Origin of the sequence: Mangrovimonas sp. CR14 (assembly GCF_011764015.1) — a bacterium.
Lineage (GTDB): Bacteria > Bacteroidota > Bacteroidia > Flavobacteriales > Flavobacteriaceae > Mangrovimonas > Mangrovimonas futianensis.
This window is the reverse complement of record NZ_JAAFZY010000001.1, coordinates 410771-429717: the sequence shown is the minus strand read 5'-3', so window position 1 is coordinate 429717 and position 18947 is coordinate 410771. Positions and strand designations below refer to the sequence as shown.

Sequence of the window (18947 nt, the reverse complement as noted above, 5' to 3'; positions counted from 1 at the left end):
TTTTTGTTTCAAACTAAGATTATAGCATATCTCATTCTTCCCAAGGTATTAAAAGAAATGACAAGTTTTTTACCCCGCCTTTTTATGAAGCAGTCGCGTCAATTTAATGGATAAGTCAGTTAAAATAATTTTGGCGTTCCCATTACGCTCTATATGGTAAATGGCGTCCTGTAGTTCGTTGGAAATATCCAAAATGTTGTTTTCATGCACAAAGGGCGCAAATTTACTGAGATCAAAGCCTTTGGTTTGGGTTTCCAAGTAAACCAATTCCTGAGCCTTAAAATTCATCAACATAGCCTGTCTAAAAAAGCCCAAACAAAAGTGTAAAAACTGCTTTTGGGTTTCACGACCTGTTTTGGCAATTTCTTCACTCCAACTAATCAAGTCGTGTATGGCACTTTTATTCCCCTTGGCTCTAAAAGCACTTCGCACCCAAAAAATAAACCAAGTTTCAAATTGGGTGTCCTCACTGTCTTGATAAACCAAATCACAAGCCTTGTTATAATTGCCATCAGCTTGATGTGCAATTTTAATAGCGACCTCTTCTTTAAGATCGTAATTTTTAACAAGGGCTTCGGTAATGGTGTTTTCAGACAAAGGTGGAAAATGCAATACTTGACAGCGGGATCTAATGGTATTTATAATCTGTCCTTCGTCTTCAGCAATCAAGATAAAAACCGTTTTGTTTGGCGGTTCTTCAATCAGCTTTAAAAGTTTATTAGCAGCGGAATCGTTCATTTTCTCTGCCATCCAAATAATCATCACTTTATAACCACCTTCATAAGATTTAAGCGAAAGCGACTTTACAATTTCCAGGGCCTCATCCACGCCAATTTGGCCTTGTTTATTTTCGATATGGAGTTTTTTGTACCAGTCAAACAGGTTGCCATAAGGCTGCTCCTTCAAGAGTTCGCGCCATTCTTCCATGAAATGATTGGACACGGGATGCTTTTTAACCTTGTCATTGGCTGCCACTGGAAAGGCAAAATGTAAATCGGGATGGGAGAGGTTATTGAATTTTAAATTGCAAGATTCATTACCACCGGTATTTTCACCTTCAACATTTTGGCATAATAGGTATTGGGCATAGGCAATAGACATAGGCAAGGTACCGCAACCTTCGGGACCAACAAACAGTTGAGCGTGCGGAATTCTTCCGTTCTCAATACTCTGTACCAAATGATTTTTTATGTGCTCCTGACCTAGAACTTCGCGAAACTGCATAAGGCAAAGATAACAGAATTACATCCTTATTCTGAAAGGAAAGAATTATATTTGTGTTTCTAAATTTTTAAAAAATGAAAACACTTAATGACTTTAACTTTGAGGGCAAAAAAGCTTTAATCAGAGTCGATTTTAATGTTCCCTTAAATGATAAATTTGAGGTTACTGATGCTACAAGGATTGTGTCTGCAAAACCAACTATTATAAAAATCTTGGAAGATGGTGGTAGTTGTATTTTGATGTCTCATTTGGGTAGGCCTAAAGGAGCACAAGATGAGTTTTCTTTAAGGCATATTGTACCAAAAGTTGAAGATATTTTGGGTGTTGAGGTAAAGTTTGCATCAAATTGCATTGGGCAGGAAGCTGAAGAAGCTGCTCAAAACTTAAAGCCAGGTGAAATTTTATTACTTGAAAATTTACGTTTTCATTCCGAAGAAACAGGAGGAGATGTAGAGTTCTCTAAACAATTGGCGAGCTTGGGTGATTTTTATGTAAATGATGCTTTTGGAACAGCACATAGAGCTCATGCATCTACCACCATTATTGCTCAATTTTTCCCAGAAAGCAAATGCTTTGGTTTCTTAATGGAAAAAGAAATAGACAGTATTGACAAGGTTTTAAATAATAGCGAAAAACCTGTTTTAGCGGTATTAGGAGGAGCTAAGGTTTCTTCAAAAATCACTATTATAGAAAATATTTTAGATAAAGTAGACCATCTGATTGTTGGTGGAGGAATGACCTATACTTTTGTGAAAGCACAAGGAGGTTCTATTGGTGATTCCATATGTGAGGATGACAAACAGGAATTGGCATTAGATATTTTAAAACAAGCCAAAGCAAAAGGCGTTGAGGTTCATTTACCAGTAGATGTCATTGCCGCTAATGACTTTGCTAATAATGCAGAGACGCAAATTGTTGATGTAGATAAAATTCCTGATGGGTGGCAAGGTTTGGATGCCGGACCTAAAACATTAGAAAATTTTGATAAGGTAGTTAACCAATGTAAAACCATTTTATGGAACGGACCTTTAGGCGTTTTTGAAATGGAAAATTTTGCCAAAGGAACCATTTCATTGGGGAATTCCATTGCTGAAGCCACTAAAAATGGCGCATTCTCTTTAGTAGGAGGAGGTGACTCGGTTGCTGCAGTGAAACAATTTGGTTTTGAAGACAAAGTAAGTTATGTCAGTACAGGTGGTGGTGCCATGTTGGAAAGTCTTGAAGGCAAGACGCTTCCGGGTATTGCTGCTATTTTAGAATAGATTTAAGTAAACATCGGCACAGAATTTGTGCCGATTTGTTTTTTATAAGAATTCTAATATTTTGGCGTTGTATGCTTAAAACAAAACACTCATTTATGAAATATGGTATTTTTTTTGGTTTGCTATTTTTTGGTCAGCTTATGTGGAGTCAAGATTCTTTGCGGGTTGACCGGGAAGAGTTAGGATATACAGAGGCCGAATTAAATGAGATGGAGGGACTAGATGTGGATACCATTGTAGATGGTAAAAAGCATTTTGTAAAAGGCATTCCCGTTAAGGATTCTTTGAGCTTTGGTCATTTGGAAGATCACGAATTGGCCATGAGCATTGACAAAAAGTGGTTGGAAGAGCTTTATAGCAACACCCTTTTTGACACGATTTATAAAACCGTTTCAGAACTCGATTTTGAACCAGTAGATTATCCAGAACTATCTACAGATACCCTCAAGGCTAGATTGGCCAGACTAAATGCCAAGACCCCTTTTAATGTGGAATACAATCCGTCTTTGGAGAGTGTTATCAAGAGATTTTTAAAAGATCGTAGGAATTATTTTGAACGTATTATGGGATTGAGTCATTTCTATTTCCCCATGTTTGAGGCCGAATTTGACAACTACGACATTCCTTTAGAAATGAAATACCTTTCCATAGTGGAATCAGCTTTAAAACCGCGAGCCAAATCTAGAGTGGGTGCTACAGGTCTTTGGCAATTCATGTTTACCACAGGAAAGATGTATGGTTTGGATGTGAGTAGTTATGTAGATGAGCGTAGCGACCCTATTATGTCCACCCAATCAGCGGCGGCATATTTGTCTAAGCTATATGGTATTTTTGGCGATTGGGATTTGGCTCTTGCAGCATACAATTCGGGGCCTGGGAACGTTTCTAAGGCCATAAGAAGATCGGGCGGCTATACCAATTATTGGAACATTAGGCACAATCTTCCACGTGAAACAGCTGGGTATGTTCCAGCTTTCTTAGCCACAATGTATATTTTTGAATATGCCAAGGAACACGGTTTTAAATCGGAAAGACCTCTGTTTCATTACTTTGAAACCGACACTGTTTTGGTGAAAGACATGATTTCTTTGGATCAAATTTCAGAAACGACCGATGTGCCCATTGAGGAACTTCAATTTTTAAATCCGTCTTACAAACTCGACATCATCCCAAAAATTGAGGGCAAAAAATACTATTTACGACTGCCTCGAAAATCGATAGGGATGTTTGTAAACAATGAGGACAGCATTTATAGCTTTGCCAAAGCTGAATTCAATAAAAGAGAAAAGCCTTTACCTCAGTTTTTTGAAGCTGATGCCAAGGTTACGTATCGTGTGAGAAGTGGTGATTATTTGGGGCGCATTGCACGCAAATATGGTGTTAGGGTAAGCCAGATTAAACAATGGAATGGCTTAAGAAGCAATAACATCAATATTGGTCAAAGGTTAACTATTTATCCAAGAAAACCTGGAAATATGGTTTCTAAACCAACGAGTTCAAGTAGTACTAAAACCAATGCTTCCAAAACCCAGTCTTCAGGTGATTTTAAAACCTATGTAGTTAAGGAGGGAGACTCTTTGTGGAGCATTTCTAAAAAATTTCCCGGAGTTTCTGTTGATAATATTAAAGAATGGAACGATATTAGTAGTAACAACTTAAAACCCGGTATGAAATTAAAAATTGGTAAAGGGTAATCAAGTTTCATCAAATTGAACACTACATCATGAAAAAAATTATTTATTTCCTAGCTGTTTTGCTAATGGTATCTTGTAAAAGCGATGGAAAAAAATCTTCAAACTTTAGAGTACTACCAGAATCTTCAGGAAAAATAAACCACCTTTCTGTGGTGTTAAGCAATGACTTTTGGGAAGGAAGTGTTGGTGAAACCATCAGAAATGTTTTAGCCGCACCGGTAGATGGTTTGCCACAGGACGAGCCTTTATTCACAATGAATCAAATTCCACCTGCTGTTTTTTCTGGGTTTGTAACTCAAAACAGAACCGTTTTGAAGATTGAAACAACCCAAGAGGCTAACGTAAAAATTTTAAAGGACGTTTATGCCAGACCTCAAAGAGTGGTGTTAGTTACAGGGCCAACTAAAGAAGCAATCATAGAACAAATAAAGGGTCATGAAGATGACATCATAGCGGCTTTTAAGGCGGAAGAAATTAAGGAACAACAGCGACGAATTAAGTTATCTCCAAATGTCAATAATACCATCAAAAAGAAACTGGATATCTCCATCACCTTTCCATCGGCTTACAGAATAGCGGTTGATAAAGATGATTTTTACTGGATTAGAAAAGACATTACCACAGGGCACTCAAACCTGATGCTTTATGAATTGCCTTATGGCGCCATTAAAAAGGGAGATAGCCTTGTAGGAGATATTTTGAAGCTAAGGGATTCAATTGGAAGAACTCATATTCCTGGAAGGTTGGATGGAACCCACATGACCACAGATGATGCTTATGCTCCCTTTATTTTTGACACGAGTATTGATGGAAAATCAAGTATTGAAACCAAAGGAATGTGGGATGTAAAAAAGGATTTCATGGCTGGCCCATTTATCAACTATATTATAGACGATAAGGAGCACAATAGACTTTTGGTTGCAGAAGGTTTTGTTTTTGCTCCTTCTGTAGAGAAGAGAGATTATGTCTTTGAACTGGAATCTATTATCAGATCCATCAAATTTGATGAGGATTAACAGTTTTAAATAATGGAATAAAAAAATGCCCGACAATTGTCGGGCATTTTTCTTATAGGTCAAAAAAGTAGTTACTCTTTTTTATCTGTTGATGCATTTTCATCTTTGCTAGCATCTTTAAACTCCTTGATTCCACTGCCTAAACCTCTCATCAATTCAGGAATCTTTTTACCTCCAAATAACAATAGAACAATCAAGACAATTAAAACGATTTGCCAAGGACCTACTGCTAAAAAAATACTTGCTGCTATCATAACATCTATTATTTATGGGGCAAATTTAATAATTAAACTTCAATAAAAGCGTTTTCATAACAACTTTAGCATTAACTAAACATAGCCATGAATTATTTTAATTAATTTTGTTAGATAATGACTGCGGAAAAAAAGAAATCCAAGAAAATAAAGAAGAAGCTACTTCACAAGTACCGACTGGTTATTTTAAATGAAGATACTTTTGAAGAGCGCTTATCCTTTAGGTTAAACCGCCTAAATGTTTTTGTGTTGATGTCCTTAACATCCATCTTTTTGGTGTTGGGAACCATTTTCTTAATTGCTTTTACACCTCTTAGAGAATATATTCCAGGCTATTCTTCTACTGCTTTAAAAGAGAAGGCTGTTGAATTGAATTATAAAACAGATTCTTTGCAACGGCTTATGGCCATAAACGAAAAGTATTTTGAGTCTATTAGAAAGGTACTTCATGGCGAGGTGAGTCCTCAAGAATTCAATAGGGATTCAACAATTGAAGATGCTAAATTGGATGCTTCTGTGATTAATTTGAAACCTACCAAAGAGGATTCTTTACTACGTTTAAAAGTTGAGAAAGAAGACAAATACAATCTGTTTGAAACTGCTACTTCAACGATTAATTTTGTGCTGTTCCCTCCTATAAGTGGGTCCATTTCACAGGAGTATAATTTTGATGAAAAGCACTACGCTATAGATGTCATTGCTCCAGAAAACACGCCAATTAAAGCAACGGCAGATGGAACCGTTATTTTTGCCGAATGGACAGCAGAGACGGGTTACGTCATGATTATTGAACACGGGAATGGATTAATATCTGTTTATAAGCATAACTCTTCACTAAACAAGACTCAAGGTGAGTTGGTTAAATCTGGAGAGGTTATTGCAACAATTGGAGATACAGGTGAGTTAAGTTCGGGACCTCACCTACATTTTGAACTGTGGAAAGATGGCTACCCGATCAATCCAACCAATTTTATCGATTTTAATTAATGTTTTCATTAAAAGCTGCCTTAGTTAAGCCATTTGCCAAAAGAGTCCATAAGTCTGTTCAAAAATGGGCCATGAACCCTATTGAAACCCAAGAGAAAGTTTTCTTTGAGCTTATAAAAAAAGCAGAGAAAACTGCTTTTGGAAAAGATCATGATTTTGGGACGATTAAAAGCCATGAAGATTTTGTAAATAGGGTGCCTATAAGAGATTATGAGGCTTTAAAATCTTATGTAGAAAGGGTTGTTGCAGGTGAAGAAAATGTACTTTGGAAAGGCAAGCCCCTTTATTTTGCCAAAACATCTGGAACTACTTCTGGGGCTAAGTATATCCCTATAACAAAGGAAAGCATGCCATTTCATGTGGAGGCCGCTAGAAATGCCATTCTGATGTATGTGGCAGAAACTGGAAATACAGCCTTTGTTGATGGCAAGATGATCTTTTTACAAGGAAGTCCCATTTTGGATGAAAAGAATGGTATTCAGTTAGGGCGTCTTTCTGGGATAGTTGCTCATTATGTGCCAAAATATTTGCAGAAGAATAGAATGCCTAGTTGGGAGACCAATTGTATTGAAGATTGGGAAACCAAAGTGGATGCCATAGTAGAAGAAACACTTCCTGAGGATATGACCATAATTTCAGGAATTCCTTCTTGGGTACAGATGTATTTTGAGAGGATCATAGAAAAAACAGGGAAGAAGGTTGGTGAAGTATTTCCAAACTTTAACCTGTTTATTTTTGGAGGGGTTAATTATGAACCTTACCGAACGAAATTTGAAAATCTTATTGGACGAAAAGTCGATAGTATCGAATTATACCCTGCCAGTGAAGGCTTTTTTGCATATCAGGATAAACAGGGAGAAAAGGGGATGTTGTTATTATTGGATTCTGGAATATTCTATGAATTTGTAAAAGCTGATGAATTTTTTGATGAGAACCCAAAAAGATTAACCTTAAAAGATGTCGAGATAGGAGTCAATTATGTTATGTTGATTTCTACCAATGCGGGATTGTGGGCCTATAATATTGGAGATACAGTTCAATTTACTTCCATAAAACCTTATCGGGTCATCGTATCAGGCCGCATAAAACATTTTATCTCCGCTTTTGGTGAACATGTTATTGGGAAGGAAGTAGAGTATGCCCTCAACGAGGCCATGGATGCTCATCAAATAGAAGTCACTGAATTTACAGTGGCTCCACAAATTAATCCGACTGCAGGTTTGCCTTACCATGAATGGTTTGTAGAGTTTGAGAAGCTTCCTGCCAATTTGGAAGAAATTGCATCAAAAATAGATTTGGCGTTACAAAATCAAAACAGCTATTATTATGATTTAATCGTTGGAAAGGTACTAAAGCCTTTGGTTATTAGGCCAATTAAGAAAAATGGTTTTCAAGATTACATGAAATCCATAGGAAAGTTGGGGGGGCAAAATAAAATCCCTAGACTATCTAATGATCGTAAAATTGCAGATGCTCTTGAAGAATTCATATTGGTTAAATAGTGTTATATTTGCGTTCCAAAATTCATTATGAGTAAGTTAAATCAGCACGAGCGAACTAGGGCTCAGGAGAGTTCCAATGCCATTGAAAGGATGTACATCACTATGAGGCATCTTTTCAATAGAGGGTTTTACAAGCCGATGGGAGTGTCTGGAGAGACCCTTAGGGAGGCTCTGTTGTTATTACGACCTGAGATTTATGGATCTATTGGAGATGAGAAAGCTGAATTGCAGGGATTGTTATATGTGATAGAAAGGCTCCCTTATGGGATTGAAGAATGTTCTTACATTAACCTTACGAGTGATGAGGGTTATGCCAATTCTCATTTTAAACCCATAATTCCTCCCAAACGAAGACGTAATTGCTATCGAATTGATGAGGAGCAAATGAACATTGAAATCACTCGTGGGCGCTCTGAAATTTATGATATTTTAACTCATTTAACCTTTTTATTTGTTGAGTCTCATAAAATAAGTAAGCGTGTTCTCATTGATGAAAGCGGCAATACAACTAGAGATTGGGTAAAGTTGGAAAAGGCCGTTTTATCAAAGAAAAAGTTAACTCAGGAAGAACGGGAAGTGGCCATTACCCACACCGCTAATATTTTGGGTAGAACTTTTAAGGAATTACTGGCCGTATACGACAAGTTTGCGATGGATGGTAAACCTGAACGATTGTTGCAAATCGTTTATTGGTTAGGAAAACTAGCCATCCAAGAACAAATCAATGGTAATAAACGAACCATTACTTTCAGTCCAGTATTGAGAGAGCGATTGGGACATCATATACACGGAGAAATATGGGCAGACCGTATCAAGGAAGTGATGTTCTCAAAAGGACTTTTGGATAGGCCAATTCATATAATTAGTGCGAATATGCATAGTGTCATGAATGTATGTTTTGCGCCTTCAGCCTTGAAATCACTCATGGCAAAAAAGGGTGTTTTTGAAATTTATGAGGACATCAGCAAAAATGAAAACAAAGCCTTACGCAATAAAATCTTCAAGGAAGCGTTGCAAAAAGGAATGATATATATAGAAGATACTTCTGGAACCAATATTGATGTACAATTATTTGATACATCACAAATGGAATTTTCTCATGGGGATATCTCTGTAGATGAAGAAAAAATACTAAAGGATCAACCTGTTATTTTGGTGATGGATTATGCCTTTGGAGAGCAGGCTTATGAGACAATTGATGAATTGCTGAAGCCTTATAGCCCAAATGGCAAGAAAAAGCATCTCGATGTTCAATCCATATCCATCATGGGGAAAGCTGGTATTTTGGAAGGCGATAAAGGGGATATCATGATTCCTTCGGCCCATATTTTTGAAGGTACAGCCGATAATTATCCTTTTGAGAATGAATTGAAAAAATCAGATTTAGAAGGAGAGGGAATTGATGTTTTTGAAGGTACTATGATTACTGTTTTAGGGACCTCTCTTCAAAATAGGGATATTTTGAGGTTTTTTTACAATTCTACATGGAATGTGATAGGATTGGAAATGGAAGGAGCTCACTATCAAAAAGCCATTCAATCGGCATCTAAGGTTAGGGGCAGTATCAACCCAAATGTTAAAGTACGATATGCCTATTATGCTAGTGACAATCCTTTAGAAACAGGGAGTACTTTAGCTTCAGGAGGTTTGGGAACTACAGGGGTTAAGCCAACCTATTTAATAACAAGAAAAATTTTGCACCAAATATTAAATTAACGATCAACTAATGAACGAAAATTCAACAAACAACCAATCGACAGAAGAGGTTGATTTAGGACAATTATTTAAGCTTATAGGAGATGCTTTTAATCGACTGTTCAAGTTTATAGGCTCTATTTTTAAGGCAATTTTTTCTGTTATTATTTATGCTCTGAAGGCAGTTATTGTCAATTTTAAAATTATTGTTGTGACAATGGTTATAGCAGGAGTGTTAGGTTTTGCATTGGAGAAAATATCTCCAGATGTTTATTCTTCATCCATGCTGGTTGAGACACATTTTGATTCAAAATATCAATTGGTTACTAATATCAATTACTATAATGCTCTTATTGATAATAAGGACTATGCTACGTTTTCAAACTTTTTTGATTTGAGTGAAGAGGAGGTTAAAGAAGTATTGAGCTTTGAAATTAGTCCAGGTCCAGAAACGGAGAATGAAAGAATCAAGGAGTATGATAGCTTTATTAGATCTTTGGACAGTGCTCGTGCTTCCACTATTTCCTATGAGGATTATGTAGAAAATAGAAGCGTTTATTCTGGTAATATTTTTCAAATCGAAGCTTTTTCACTTAAGCAAGATATCTTTCCGAAGTTGGAAAAAGGCTTAAATAATGCCTTCACTAACGAATATACCAAGACCAAGAAACGAAAAAGAGATTCCTTGATAACCATTCAAAAGAATAACATCATGGAACAATTGGCTAAGGTGGATTCCCTTCAAAGAATTTATATCAATGTTTTGGAGGAAGATTCTAAATCAACTAGTACGGAATTTATAATAGGCGAAGGCCTTTCTCTAGGTAAGGATAGATCAAATACCAGAGAATATGATTTATTAAATAAAGAAATAGAGTTAAGAAATACATTGAAAAGCTTAGAAGAAAGAAAGGTAGAAGAAGATGTGTTTTTTGATGTCATTTCTGAATTTCAATACGTTGGGAATAAAACATCTGATTGGTATAATAGATATGCTCTGATCTTTCCCGTTTTGGCATTTCTTATGTTATGTGTCATTTATTTAACTTCTAGATTGGTAAAATTTGCTAAAGCCTATGAATAAAAATAATGTCCTAATTACGGGAGGAGCAGGCTTTATAGGGTCTCACGTTGTCCGTTTGTTTGTAAACAAGTATCCTGAATATAAAATTTATAATCTGGATAGTTTGACTTATGCCGGAAACCTAGAGAATTTAAAAGATATTGAAGAAAAAGAGAACTACCACTTCCTCAAGGCCGATATCAATGATGAGGAATCTATTAATAAATTATTTAAACAATATCAGTTCGATTCTGTAATTCATTTAGCAGCTGAATCTCATGTGGATAGATCTATTGAGGATCCGTTGGCTTTTGTGAAAACAAATATAATCGGGACCTTAAATCTTTTAAATGCTTTCAAGGGCATTTGGGAGGATGATTTTAATGGAAAACGATTTTATCATATAAGTACTGATGAAGTTTATGGAACACTTGGGGAAAGCGGCTTGTTCACTGAAATCTCACCCTATTCTCCAAACTCACCATATTCGGCTTCTAAAGCGAGCTCAGATCATTTTGTGAGAGCCTATGGGGAAACCTATGATTTGCCTTATGTGATTACAAATTGTTCCAACAACTACGGACAAAATCAATTTCCTGAGAAATTGATTCCATTGTTTATCAATAATATTATCAATAAAAAACCATTGCCAGTTTATGGCGATGGGAATTATACAAGAGATTGGCTTTATGTTATTGACCATGCTAGGGCGATTGACTTGGTATTCCATGAAGGCGAAAACGCAGAAACTTATAACATAGGTGGCTTTAATGAGTGGAAAAATATTGAATTGGTGAAATTGCTCTGCAAGCAAATGGATGAAAAGCTGGGTAATGCTAAGGGAACTTCTGAGCAGTTAATCACTTATGTTAAGGATAGGCCTGGACATGATTTACGATATGCTATTGATGCTACCAAAATCAATGAGAAATTGGGATGGGAGCCATCAGTGACATTTGAGGAGGGGCTTTCAAAAACCATAGATTGGTATTTATCTAATCAAGAATGGTTGAACCATGTGACTAGTGGAGCATATCAAACGTATTACGAAAAGCAATATCAATCATGAAAGGAATCATATTAGCCGGTGGGTCTGGAACCAGATTACATCCTTTAACTCTATCTGTAAGTAAACAATTGATGCCAGTGTATGACAAACCGATGATTTATTATCCGTTGTCTACACTTATATATTCTGGAATAAGGGAAATCCTTATTATTTCTACACCTAAGGATTTACCTCTTTTTCAAGATTTATTGGGAGATGGTAAGAAGTATGGTTGTAGATTTGAATATGCGGTTCAGGAAGCTCCAAATGGGTTGGCCGAAGCCTTTATTATTGGAGCAGATTTTATAGGAAATGACAAAGTAGCCTTAGTATTGGGAGATAATATTTTCTACGGAACTGGTCTTTCTAATCTACTTCAAAGCAACAATAATCCTGATGGAGGGATCATTTATGCTTATCGGGTTCATGACCCTGAGCGATATGGTGTTGTTGAATTTGATGATGAAGGGCAAGCCATTTCTATTGAAGAGAAACCACTAAAGCCGAAATCCAATTTTGCAGTTCCGGGTATTTATTTTTATGATAACTCAGTTGTTCAAATAGCGAAGAATATCAAACCCAGTCACCGTGGTGAATTGGAAATCACGGACATTAATAAGGCCTACTTAACGCAAGGTAAATTGCATGTTAGTATCCTTGATAGAGGGACGGCTTGGTTAGATACGGGTACTTTTCAATCCCTAATGCAAGCCTCTCAATTTGTAGAGGTCATTGAAGAACGTCAAGGATTGAAAATAGGATCTATAGAAGCAGCTGCTTTTGAAATGGGATTTATTACGGAGCGGGAATTCAAAGATTTGGCAAAACCCTTAATGAAAAGTGGGTATGGCAAAAATCTGCTTGGTCTTTTGAAAAATAAAGAGGGGTGATAGTAAAGGAAACTAAATTAAAGGGATGCTTCGTTATTGAGCCAAAAATATTTGAGGATGAAAGAGGCTATTTTTTTGAATCCTTTAACCAAGACAAATTTAATCAAGCAATTGGTACTGAGGTAAATTTTATTCAAGATAATGAGTCGCTCTCTTCAAAAGGCGTTTTGAGGGGTTTGCATTTTCAAAAAGGTTCTTTTGCACAAGCGAAATTGGTTCGGGTTATTCAAGGAGAAGTGTTGGATGTTGCAGTTGATTTGAGAATAAACTCAGAAACCTTCGGTAAACATATTTCTGAAAGATTATCGGGTGAGAACAAAAAACAGTTTTTTGTTCCTCGAGGTTTTGCACATGGTTTTGTGGTGTTAAGCGACACCGCCATTTTTTCTTATAAGTGCGATAATTATTACAATAAAGAATCGGAAGGTGGTATTATATACAATGACAAATCATTGAACATTGATTGGGAATTTCCTTTGGAACATGCACAATTATCAGAAAAGGATCTTGTTTTACCAACTTTTGAAGCATATTTAAATGAAGAATAAGGTACTAATTACAGGTGCAGGTGGGCAATTGGGTCAATGTATCAAAGATCTTCAGGCTTCCTATTCAGACTTTGAATTTTGTTTTACTGATGTACAAGATCTTGATATTTCAAATGAGCAAGATGTCTTGGGTTTTTTTGAAACAAATCAAATAAGGTGGTGTATCAATTGTGCTGCCTATACTGCCGTAGATAAGGCTGAAAGCGATGAGAAAATGGCTTATGACATTAATGCTATTGGAGCTAAAAATTTAGCGATGGCATGCCAAGTACATAAGGCAAAACTCATTCATATTTCAACCGATTTTGTTTTTGATGGTGCCCAATCGGTTCCTTATTCCGAAGAAGCTCAAACAAATCCACTTGGAGTTTATGGGGATTCAAAGCTTCAAGGAGAACTTGAAATTCAAGCCAAATTAAAAGAGCATTTTATCATAAGGACTTCTTGGTTATATTCTGAATATGGCCAAAACTTTTTAAAAACGATGTTGAAACTAGGGGAGGACAGAGAGGCATTGAATGTTGTAGGTGATCAAGTGGGAACCCCTACCTATGCAGGAGATTTGGCAATTGTACTTCTAGATATTATAAAGAATAATACAGAGCAATATGGCATTTATCATTTCAGTAATGAAGGTGTTGCTAGTTGGTATGATTTCGCTAGGGCGATTTTTGACATTCAAGGGAATGATAGAATAAAAGTTGGAAATATTCCTTCAGAAGCTTATCCCACTCCAGCAAAAAGACCTAGCTTTAGTGTTTTGGATAAAGCCAAAATCAAAAAACAATTGAATATTGAAATCCCTTATTGGAGGGATAGCTTATATAAAGTTATTAATCAAATAAAATGAGTAAGAAAGTAGCATTAATTACTGGGGTTACTGGACAAGATGGTGCCTATTTAAGTGAATTTCTTTTAAAGAAAGATTACATTGTACATGGTATTAAAAGAAGATCTTCTTTGTTTAATACCGATAGAATAGACCATTTATATCAAGATCCACATGAGGAACACAGAAACTTTTTTCTTCATTATGGAGATTTAACGGATAGTACCAACTTGATTCGAATTATCCAAGAAGTACAGCCCGATGAAATTTACAATTTAGCTGCCATGAGCCATGTTCACGTTTCTTTTGAAACACCTGAATATACGGCTAATGCAGACGGAATAGGAACGCTGAGAATTTTGGAAGCTATTAGAATTTTGGGATTGGAAAAGAAGACACGAATTTACCAAGCTTCAACTTCAGAGTTATATGGGAAGGTGCAGGAAGTCCCTCAGACCGAGACAACCCCATTTTATCCTAGAAGCCCTTACGCTGTTGCCAAAATGTATGCGTATTGGATAACTGTAAACTACAGGGAAGCTTACGGGATGTATGCTTGTAATGGGATTCTATTTAATCATGAATCACCTATTAGGGGAGAAACTTTTGTAACCAGAAAAATCACGAGAGCTACTTCTAGAATTGCTTTAGGGTTGCAGGATAAAATGTATTTAGGAAACTTGGATGCGAAACGCGATTGGGGACATGCCAAGGATTACATCAGAATGATGTGGATGATTCTTCAAGCTGAGGAAGCTGAAGATTGGGTCATCGCTACTGGCAAAACAACAACCGTTAGGGATTTTGTGAAAATGTGCTTTGCTCATATTGGGGTTGAATTGGAATTTAAAGGAGAAGAATCAGAGGAAAAAGGATATATCAAATCTTGCTCTAATCCAGATTATCAACTGGAAATTGGAAAAGAAGTTGTTGCTGTTGACGAAAAATACTACCGCCCAACAGAAGTAGATTTATTAATTGGGGATGCAACAAAGGCCAAGGAAAAGCTCGGTTGGGTGCCTCAATATGATTTACCTGCTTTAGTTGAGGATATGATGCAAAGTGATCTTATATTGATGCAGAAGCAACAATATCTTCAAGAAGGTGGATACCGAATCAATAACTATTTCGAATAATTGGTCTATGGACAAAGCTTCAAAAATTTATGTTGCAGGTCATAGAGGACTTGTAGGTAGTGCTATTCTTGAGAATTTAAAAAACAAAGGCTATACCAATATCGTTACTCGAACCCATGCTGAGCTAGATTTAACAAACCAAGAAAGGGTCGAACAATTTTTTGAAACCGAAAAACCGGAATACGTTTTTTTAGCAGCTGCAAAAGTTGGTGGAATAGTAGCCAACAATGTGTATAGAGCTGAATTTATTTATGATAATATGATGATTCAGAATCATGTGATTCATCAAAGTTATGTTCATGGAGTTAAGAAATTATTGTTCTTAGGAAGTACTTGTATTTATCCAAAGAATTGCCCACAACCCATGAAGGAAGATTACTTGCTAACAGATCCTCTAGAATACACCAATGAGCCTTACGCCATTGCTAAGATTGCTGGGATAAAGATGTGTGAAAGTTATAACATTCAGTATGGCACTAATTTTATTTCGGTGATGCCAACTAATCTATATGGGCCAAATGATAATTTTGATTTGGAAAAATCTCATGTTTTGCCGGCCTTGATACGTAAAATCCATTTAGCTAAACTTCTTAATGACGGAAATATTGAGGAAGTTTTAAATGATTTGAAATTGAATTCTATTGAAGAGGCAAAATCCTATCTATCAAAATTTGGTGTTAGTGAAAAAAGTGTGGAGATTTGGGGTTCAGGAAAGCCAATGAGGGAATTTTTGTGGTCAAAGGACATGGCTGATGCTTGTGTTTTTATTATGGAAAATAGGGATTTTGAAGATACCTATTCAGAAGGAGCTAAGGAAATTAGAAATACCCATATTAATATTGGAACTGGTAAGGAAGTATCTATAAAGGAACTGGCAGAAACAATAAAAGGAATTATTGGTTTTGACGGAGAGTTGGTTTTTAACTCTGAAAAACCTGATGGAACCATGAGAAAATTAACAGATGTTTCTAAGCTGAATGGACTTGGGTGGAAACATCAAATAGAATTAAAAGACGGAATTAAAAAAGTATATGATTGGTATGTCAATAAATAATCATTTAAAAATAGCTATTGAAGCCTCCTTAAAGGCGGGTGAAAGAATTATGGAAGTCTATGATTCTGTATTTGATGTGGAATATAAGGATGATAAATCTCCCTTAACAGAAGCGGATAAACAATCAAATGATATCATCAATTCATTTTTAATACCAACCGAAATTCCCATCATAAGTGAAGAAAATAAACAAGTGGACTATGCTGTAAGGAAAACATGGGATACTTGTTGGGTGGTTGATCCAGTAGATGGGACCAAAGAATTTATAAAGCGAAATGGCGAGTTTACAGTCAATATAGCTTTGGTAGAACAGGGACAACCTCATTTGGGGGTAATCTATGTCCCAGCTGTAAAAACGTTATATTTTGCTGATGTGACTAAAGAGGAAGCCTTCAAAGTTGAGCTTGACTCTCATGATGTTTCTTTTGAGGAAATTATGACAAAGGCTAAAGCCTTAAATCCAAAGACTGAAAAGTCAAATAAAATTGAGGTTGTCGGGAGTCGTTCCCATATGAATCAGGATACTTTAGACTTTGTTGAGAGTCTTAAAAATGAAGGCAAGGATGTCGAGATTGTCTCCAAAGGTAGTTCCTTAAAATTCTGTTTGGTGGCAGAGGGGAATGCTGATGTTTACCCAAGATACGCTCCTACTATGGAGTGGGACACAGCAGCAGGTCAGGCCATTTGCAATGCCGTTGGCTTACAAGTTATTTCTAAGGAAACAGATAAACCTTTGCAGTACAATAAAGAAAACTTGTTAAACAGTTATTTTTTGGTAAGCAGATAGTTTATGGCAGACGTTTCCTATAAACGACATATAGCAAAAACCATTACCTGGCGTTTGGTGGGAACACTGGATACCATTCTGCTTTCTTGGTTAATAACAGGAAATCCTTTAACAGGATTGAAAATTGGTTTTGCTGAGGTAACCACAAAATCTATCTTGTATTATCTGCATGAAAGAGTATGGTTTAAAATCAATCTCTCAAAAGATGGAAGACGTTTGGAAAGCAAGAAACGACATTTTGCTAAAACCATTACTTGGAGAATGATAGGAACCTTAGATACTATGACCTTGGCTTGGATTATTTCTGGAAATCCTATGGCAGGTCTAAAAATAGGTCTTGCTGAAGTTCTTACTAAAATGACCTTATACTATTTTCATGAAAGAATTTGGTATCGCATAAATTTTGGACTTCCTAACCGAGAGGTTGATTAATAAAGAAATAAGAAATGAAGGAGAACATTATACCCCACTCATATCAGGTGTCTCAAGAAGACCGCAGGACCTCTAATAAACATAACTCTTTTTTATTGTGGTTCACAGGACTTTCAGGATCGGGGAAGTCGACAATTGCTAATGTTGTAGAGCAAAAACTATTTGAAAAGGGAATTAAAACCTATACTCTTGATGGTGATAACATTAGAAAGGGAATTAATAATGATTTAAGCTTTTCGCCAGAAGATCGAACTGAAAATATCCGCAGAATTGCAGAAGTGGCAGGTTTGATGGTAGATGCTGGGTTGGTGGTTTTGGCGGCTTTTGTTTCGCCCTATAAAAAAGACCGTGATAACATAAGAAGAATCGTCAAAGATGTTAACTTTGTTGAGGTTTACATCAACACCAGTGTTGAGGAATGTGAACGAAGGGATGTGAAAGGACTCTATAAGAAGGCAAGAGCCGGTGAAATAAAAAATATGACTGGAATCTCTGCCCCTTATGAGGCCCCAGAAAATCCCGATATTGAAATAAAAACGGAACAAGAATCTGTTGACGAAGCAGTCAATAGGATTATTGAATTTATAACGCCAAAATTGTCAAGGCAATCATGAGTAAGTATTATTTAAATTATTTAGACGAGTTAGAGAGTGAAGCGATATTTGTATTGCGTGAAGTGTGGGCTCAATTTCAAAATCCGGTTATTCTTTTTTCTGGAGGAAAGGATTCGATAGTAGTGACACATTTGGCCAGAAAGGCATTTTACCCTAGTAAAATTCCTTTTGCTTTAATGCATGTGGATACAGGACACAACTTTCCTGAGACCATTAAATTTCGTGATGATTTGATTGACGAGTTGGGTGTCAATTTGATTGTAGGCTCTGTACAGGAATCGATTGATCAAGGAAGGGTAGCAGAAGAAAGAGGAAAGAACGCAACCAGAAATGCACTTCAGATAACAACATTATTAGATGCTATTGAAACCCATAAAGTAGATTGCGCTATAGGTGGGGGAAGAAGAGATGAAGAAAAGGCGCGAGCAAAAGAACGTTTCTTTTCACATAGAGATGATTTTGGACAATGGGATCCTAAAAACCAACGTCCAGAACTTTGGAATATTTTCAATGGTAAGCATTTTGAAGGAGAACACTTTAGAGCATTTCCTATCAGTAATTGGACTGAAATGGACGTTTGGAATTACATAAAAAGGGAAAACATTCAAATACCGTCCCTTTACTTTGCACATGAAAGGGAGTGTGTTTGGAGAAACAATTCTTGGATACCCAATTCAGAATTTTTAATGCTTGAAGAGACAGAAGAAATAGTCGTCAAGAAGATACGTTTTAGAACTTTAGGAGATATTACTATTACAGGTGGTATTGAAAGCGATGCTGATACTGTTGAAAAGATTGCCAATGAAGTTTCTGCTATGAGACAAACAGAAAGAGGGAACAGAAGTGATGATAAGCGTTCTGAAACCGCTATGGAAGACCGTAAACGTCAAGGGTATTTTTAAATTAAACATC

The 18947-nt window shown here is 36.4% G+C and carries 19 protein-coding genes; 17 read left to right on the top strand and 2 right to left on the bottom strand.

Annotated elements, in window-relative coordinates; translation table 11 throughout:
- Positions 1–69 precede the first annotated feature (69 nt).
- On the bottom strand, positions 70–1224 hold the full coding sequence (locus tag GZ212_RS01895; protein ID WP_166956803.1) for an ATP-binding protein: 1155 nt from the start codon (positions 1222–1224) through the stop codon (positions 70–72).
- A 74-nt stretch (positions 1225–1298) separates the two neighbouring features.
- On the opposite strand from GZ212_RS01895, the gene pgk reads away from it, so the two are divergent.
- The 3 genes from pgk (at position 1299) to GZ212_RS01880 (ending at position 5196) form a co-directional block, all read left to right on the top strand.
- A complete protein-coding gene (pgk, locus tag GZ212_RS01890; RefSeq protein ID WP_166956801.1) occupies positions 1299–2486 on the top strand; it encodes a phosphoglycerate kinase in 1188 nt (395 codons plus the stop codon).
- A 95-nt stretch (positions 2487–2581) separates the two neighbouring features.
- Entirely contained in the window at positions 2582–4180 is a 1599-nt protein-coding gene (locus GZ212_RS01885) for a LysM peptidoglycan-binding domain-containing protein (RefSeq protein ID WP_166956800.1), read from the top strand.
- 29 nt (positions 4181–4209) lie between these two features.
- Complete coding sequence (locus tag GZ212_RS01880) at positions 4210–5196, top strand: DUF4837 family protein (protein ID WP_166956799.1); 987 nt, start codon at positions 4210–4212, stop codon at positions 5194–5196.
- Between the two features lie 71 nt (positions 5197–5267).
- Here GZ212_RS01880 and tatA read toward each other — a convergent pair whose 3' ends face one another.
- Complete coding sequence (tatA, locus tag GZ212_RS01875) at positions 5268–5450, bottom strand: twin-arginine translocase TatA/TatE family subunit (protein WP_053970774.1); 183 nt, start codon at positions 5448–5450, stop codon at positions 5268–5270.
- 117 nt (positions 5451–5567) lie between these two features.
- Between tatA and GZ212_RS01870 the strand changes: the two genes are divergently transcribed.
- From GZ212_RS01870 to cysD, 14 genes are read left to right on the top strand one after another with little or no spacing between them, the layout of a single operon-like run.
- Positions 5568–6437 carry a M23 family metallopeptidase gene (locus GZ212_RS01870; RefSeq protein WP_166956798.1) on the top strand — a complete coding sequence of 290 codons (870 nt, stop codon included), beginning with the start codon at positions 5568–5570 and terminating at the stop codon, positions 6435–6437.
- Complete coding sequence (locus tag GZ212_RS01865; RefSeq protein WP_166956797.1) at positions 6437–7939, top strand: GH3 auxin-responsive promoter family protein; 1503 nt, start codon at positions 6437–6439, stop codon at positions 7937–7939. Before GZ212_RS01870 ends, GZ212_RS01865 begins: the two co-directional genes overlap by 1 nt.
- Positions 7940–7966: 27 nt before the next feature.
- Positions 7967–9655, top strand: a complete 1689-nt coding sequence (locus GZ212_RS01860; RefSeq protein WP_166956795.1) for a hypothetical protein — start codon at positions 7967–7969, stop codon at positions 9653–9655.
- A 10-nt stretch (positions 9656–9665) separates the two neighbouring features.
- Positions 9666–10718, top strand: coding sequence for a hypothetical protein (locus GZ212_RS01855; RefSeq protein ID WP_166956793.1), 1053 nt, complete (start codon positions 9666–9668; stop codon positions 10716–10718).
- A complete protein-coding gene (gene rfbB, locus GZ212_RS01850) occupies positions 10711–11766 on the top strand; it encodes a dTDP-glucose 4,6-dehydratase (protein WP_166956791.1) in 1056 nt (351 codons plus the stop codon). The genes GZ212_RS01855 and rfbB overlap by 8 nt, the downstream gene beginning before the upstream one ends.
- Positions 11763–12635 (top strand): glucose-1-phosphate thymidylyltransferase RfbA, encoded by an 873-nt coding sequence (rfbA, locus tag GZ212_RS01845; protein WP_166956789.1) that lies wholly within the window; start codon positions 11763–11765, stop codon positions 12633–12635. Before rfbB ends, rfbA begins: the two co-directional genes overlap by 4 nt.
- Complete coding sequence (rfbC, locus tag GZ212_RS01840) at positions 12632–13183, top strand: dTDP-4-dehydrorhamnose 3,5-epimerase (RefSeq protein ID WP_166956787.1); 552 nt, start codon at positions 12632–12634, stop codon at positions 13181–13183. The genes rfbA and rfbC overlap by 4 nt, the downstream gene beginning before the upstream one ends.
- On the top strand, positions 13173–14033 hold the full coding sequence (rfbD, locus tag GZ212_RS01835; protein ID WP_166956785.1) for a dTDP-4-dehydrorhamnose reductase: 861 nt from the start codon (positions 13173–13175) through the stop codon (positions 14031–14033). Before rfbC ends, rfbD begins: the two co-directional genes overlap by 11 nt.
- Positions 14030–15148: a GDP-mannose 4,6-dehydratase gene (gene gmd / locus GZ212_RS01830; protein WP_166956783.1), complete on the top strand. Its 1119-nt coding sequence runs from the start codon at positions 14030–14032 to the stop codon at positions 15146–15148. The genes rfbD and gmd overlap by 4 nt, the downstream gene beginning before the upstream one ends.
- A 7-nt stretch (positions 15149–15155) precedes the next feature.
- Positions 15156–16202, top strand: coding sequence for a GDP-L-fucose synthase (locus tag GZ212_RS01825; RefSeq protein ID WP_166956781.1), 1047 nt, complete (start codon positions 15156–15158; stop codon positions 16200–16202).
- Complete coding sequence (gene cysQ, locus GZ212_RS01820) at positions 16189–16989, top strand: 3'(2'),5'-bisphosphate nucleotidase CysQ (protein ID WP_240923704.1); 801 nt, start codon at positions 16189–16191, stop codon at positions 16987–16989. The genes GZ212_RS01825 and cysQ overlap by 14 nt, the downstream gene beginning before the upstream one ends.
- Before the next feature lie 3 nt (positions 16990–16992).
- Positions 16993–17421, top strand: a complete 429-nt coding sequence (locus GZ212_RS01815; RefSeq protein WP_166956777.1) for a DUF2061 domain-containing protein — start codon at positions 16993–16995, stop codon at positions 17419–17421.
- A gap of 14 nt (positions 17422–17435) precedes the next feature.
- Positions 17436–18035 carry an adenylyl-sulfate kinase gene (gene cysC / locus GZ212_RS01810; RefSeq protein WP_166956775.1) on the top strand — a complete coding sequence of 200 codons (600 nt, stop codon included), beginning with the start codon at positions 17436–17438 and terminating at the stop codon, positions 18033–18035.
- Entirely contained in the window at positions 18032–18937 is a 906-nt protein-coding gene (gene cysD, locus GZ212_RS01805) for a sulfate adenylyltransferase subunit CysD (RefSeq protein ID WP_053970760.1), read from the top strand. Before cysC ends, cysD begins: the two co-directional genes overlap by 4 nt.
- The last annotated feature ends 10 nt before the right edge of the window (positions 18938–18947 follow it).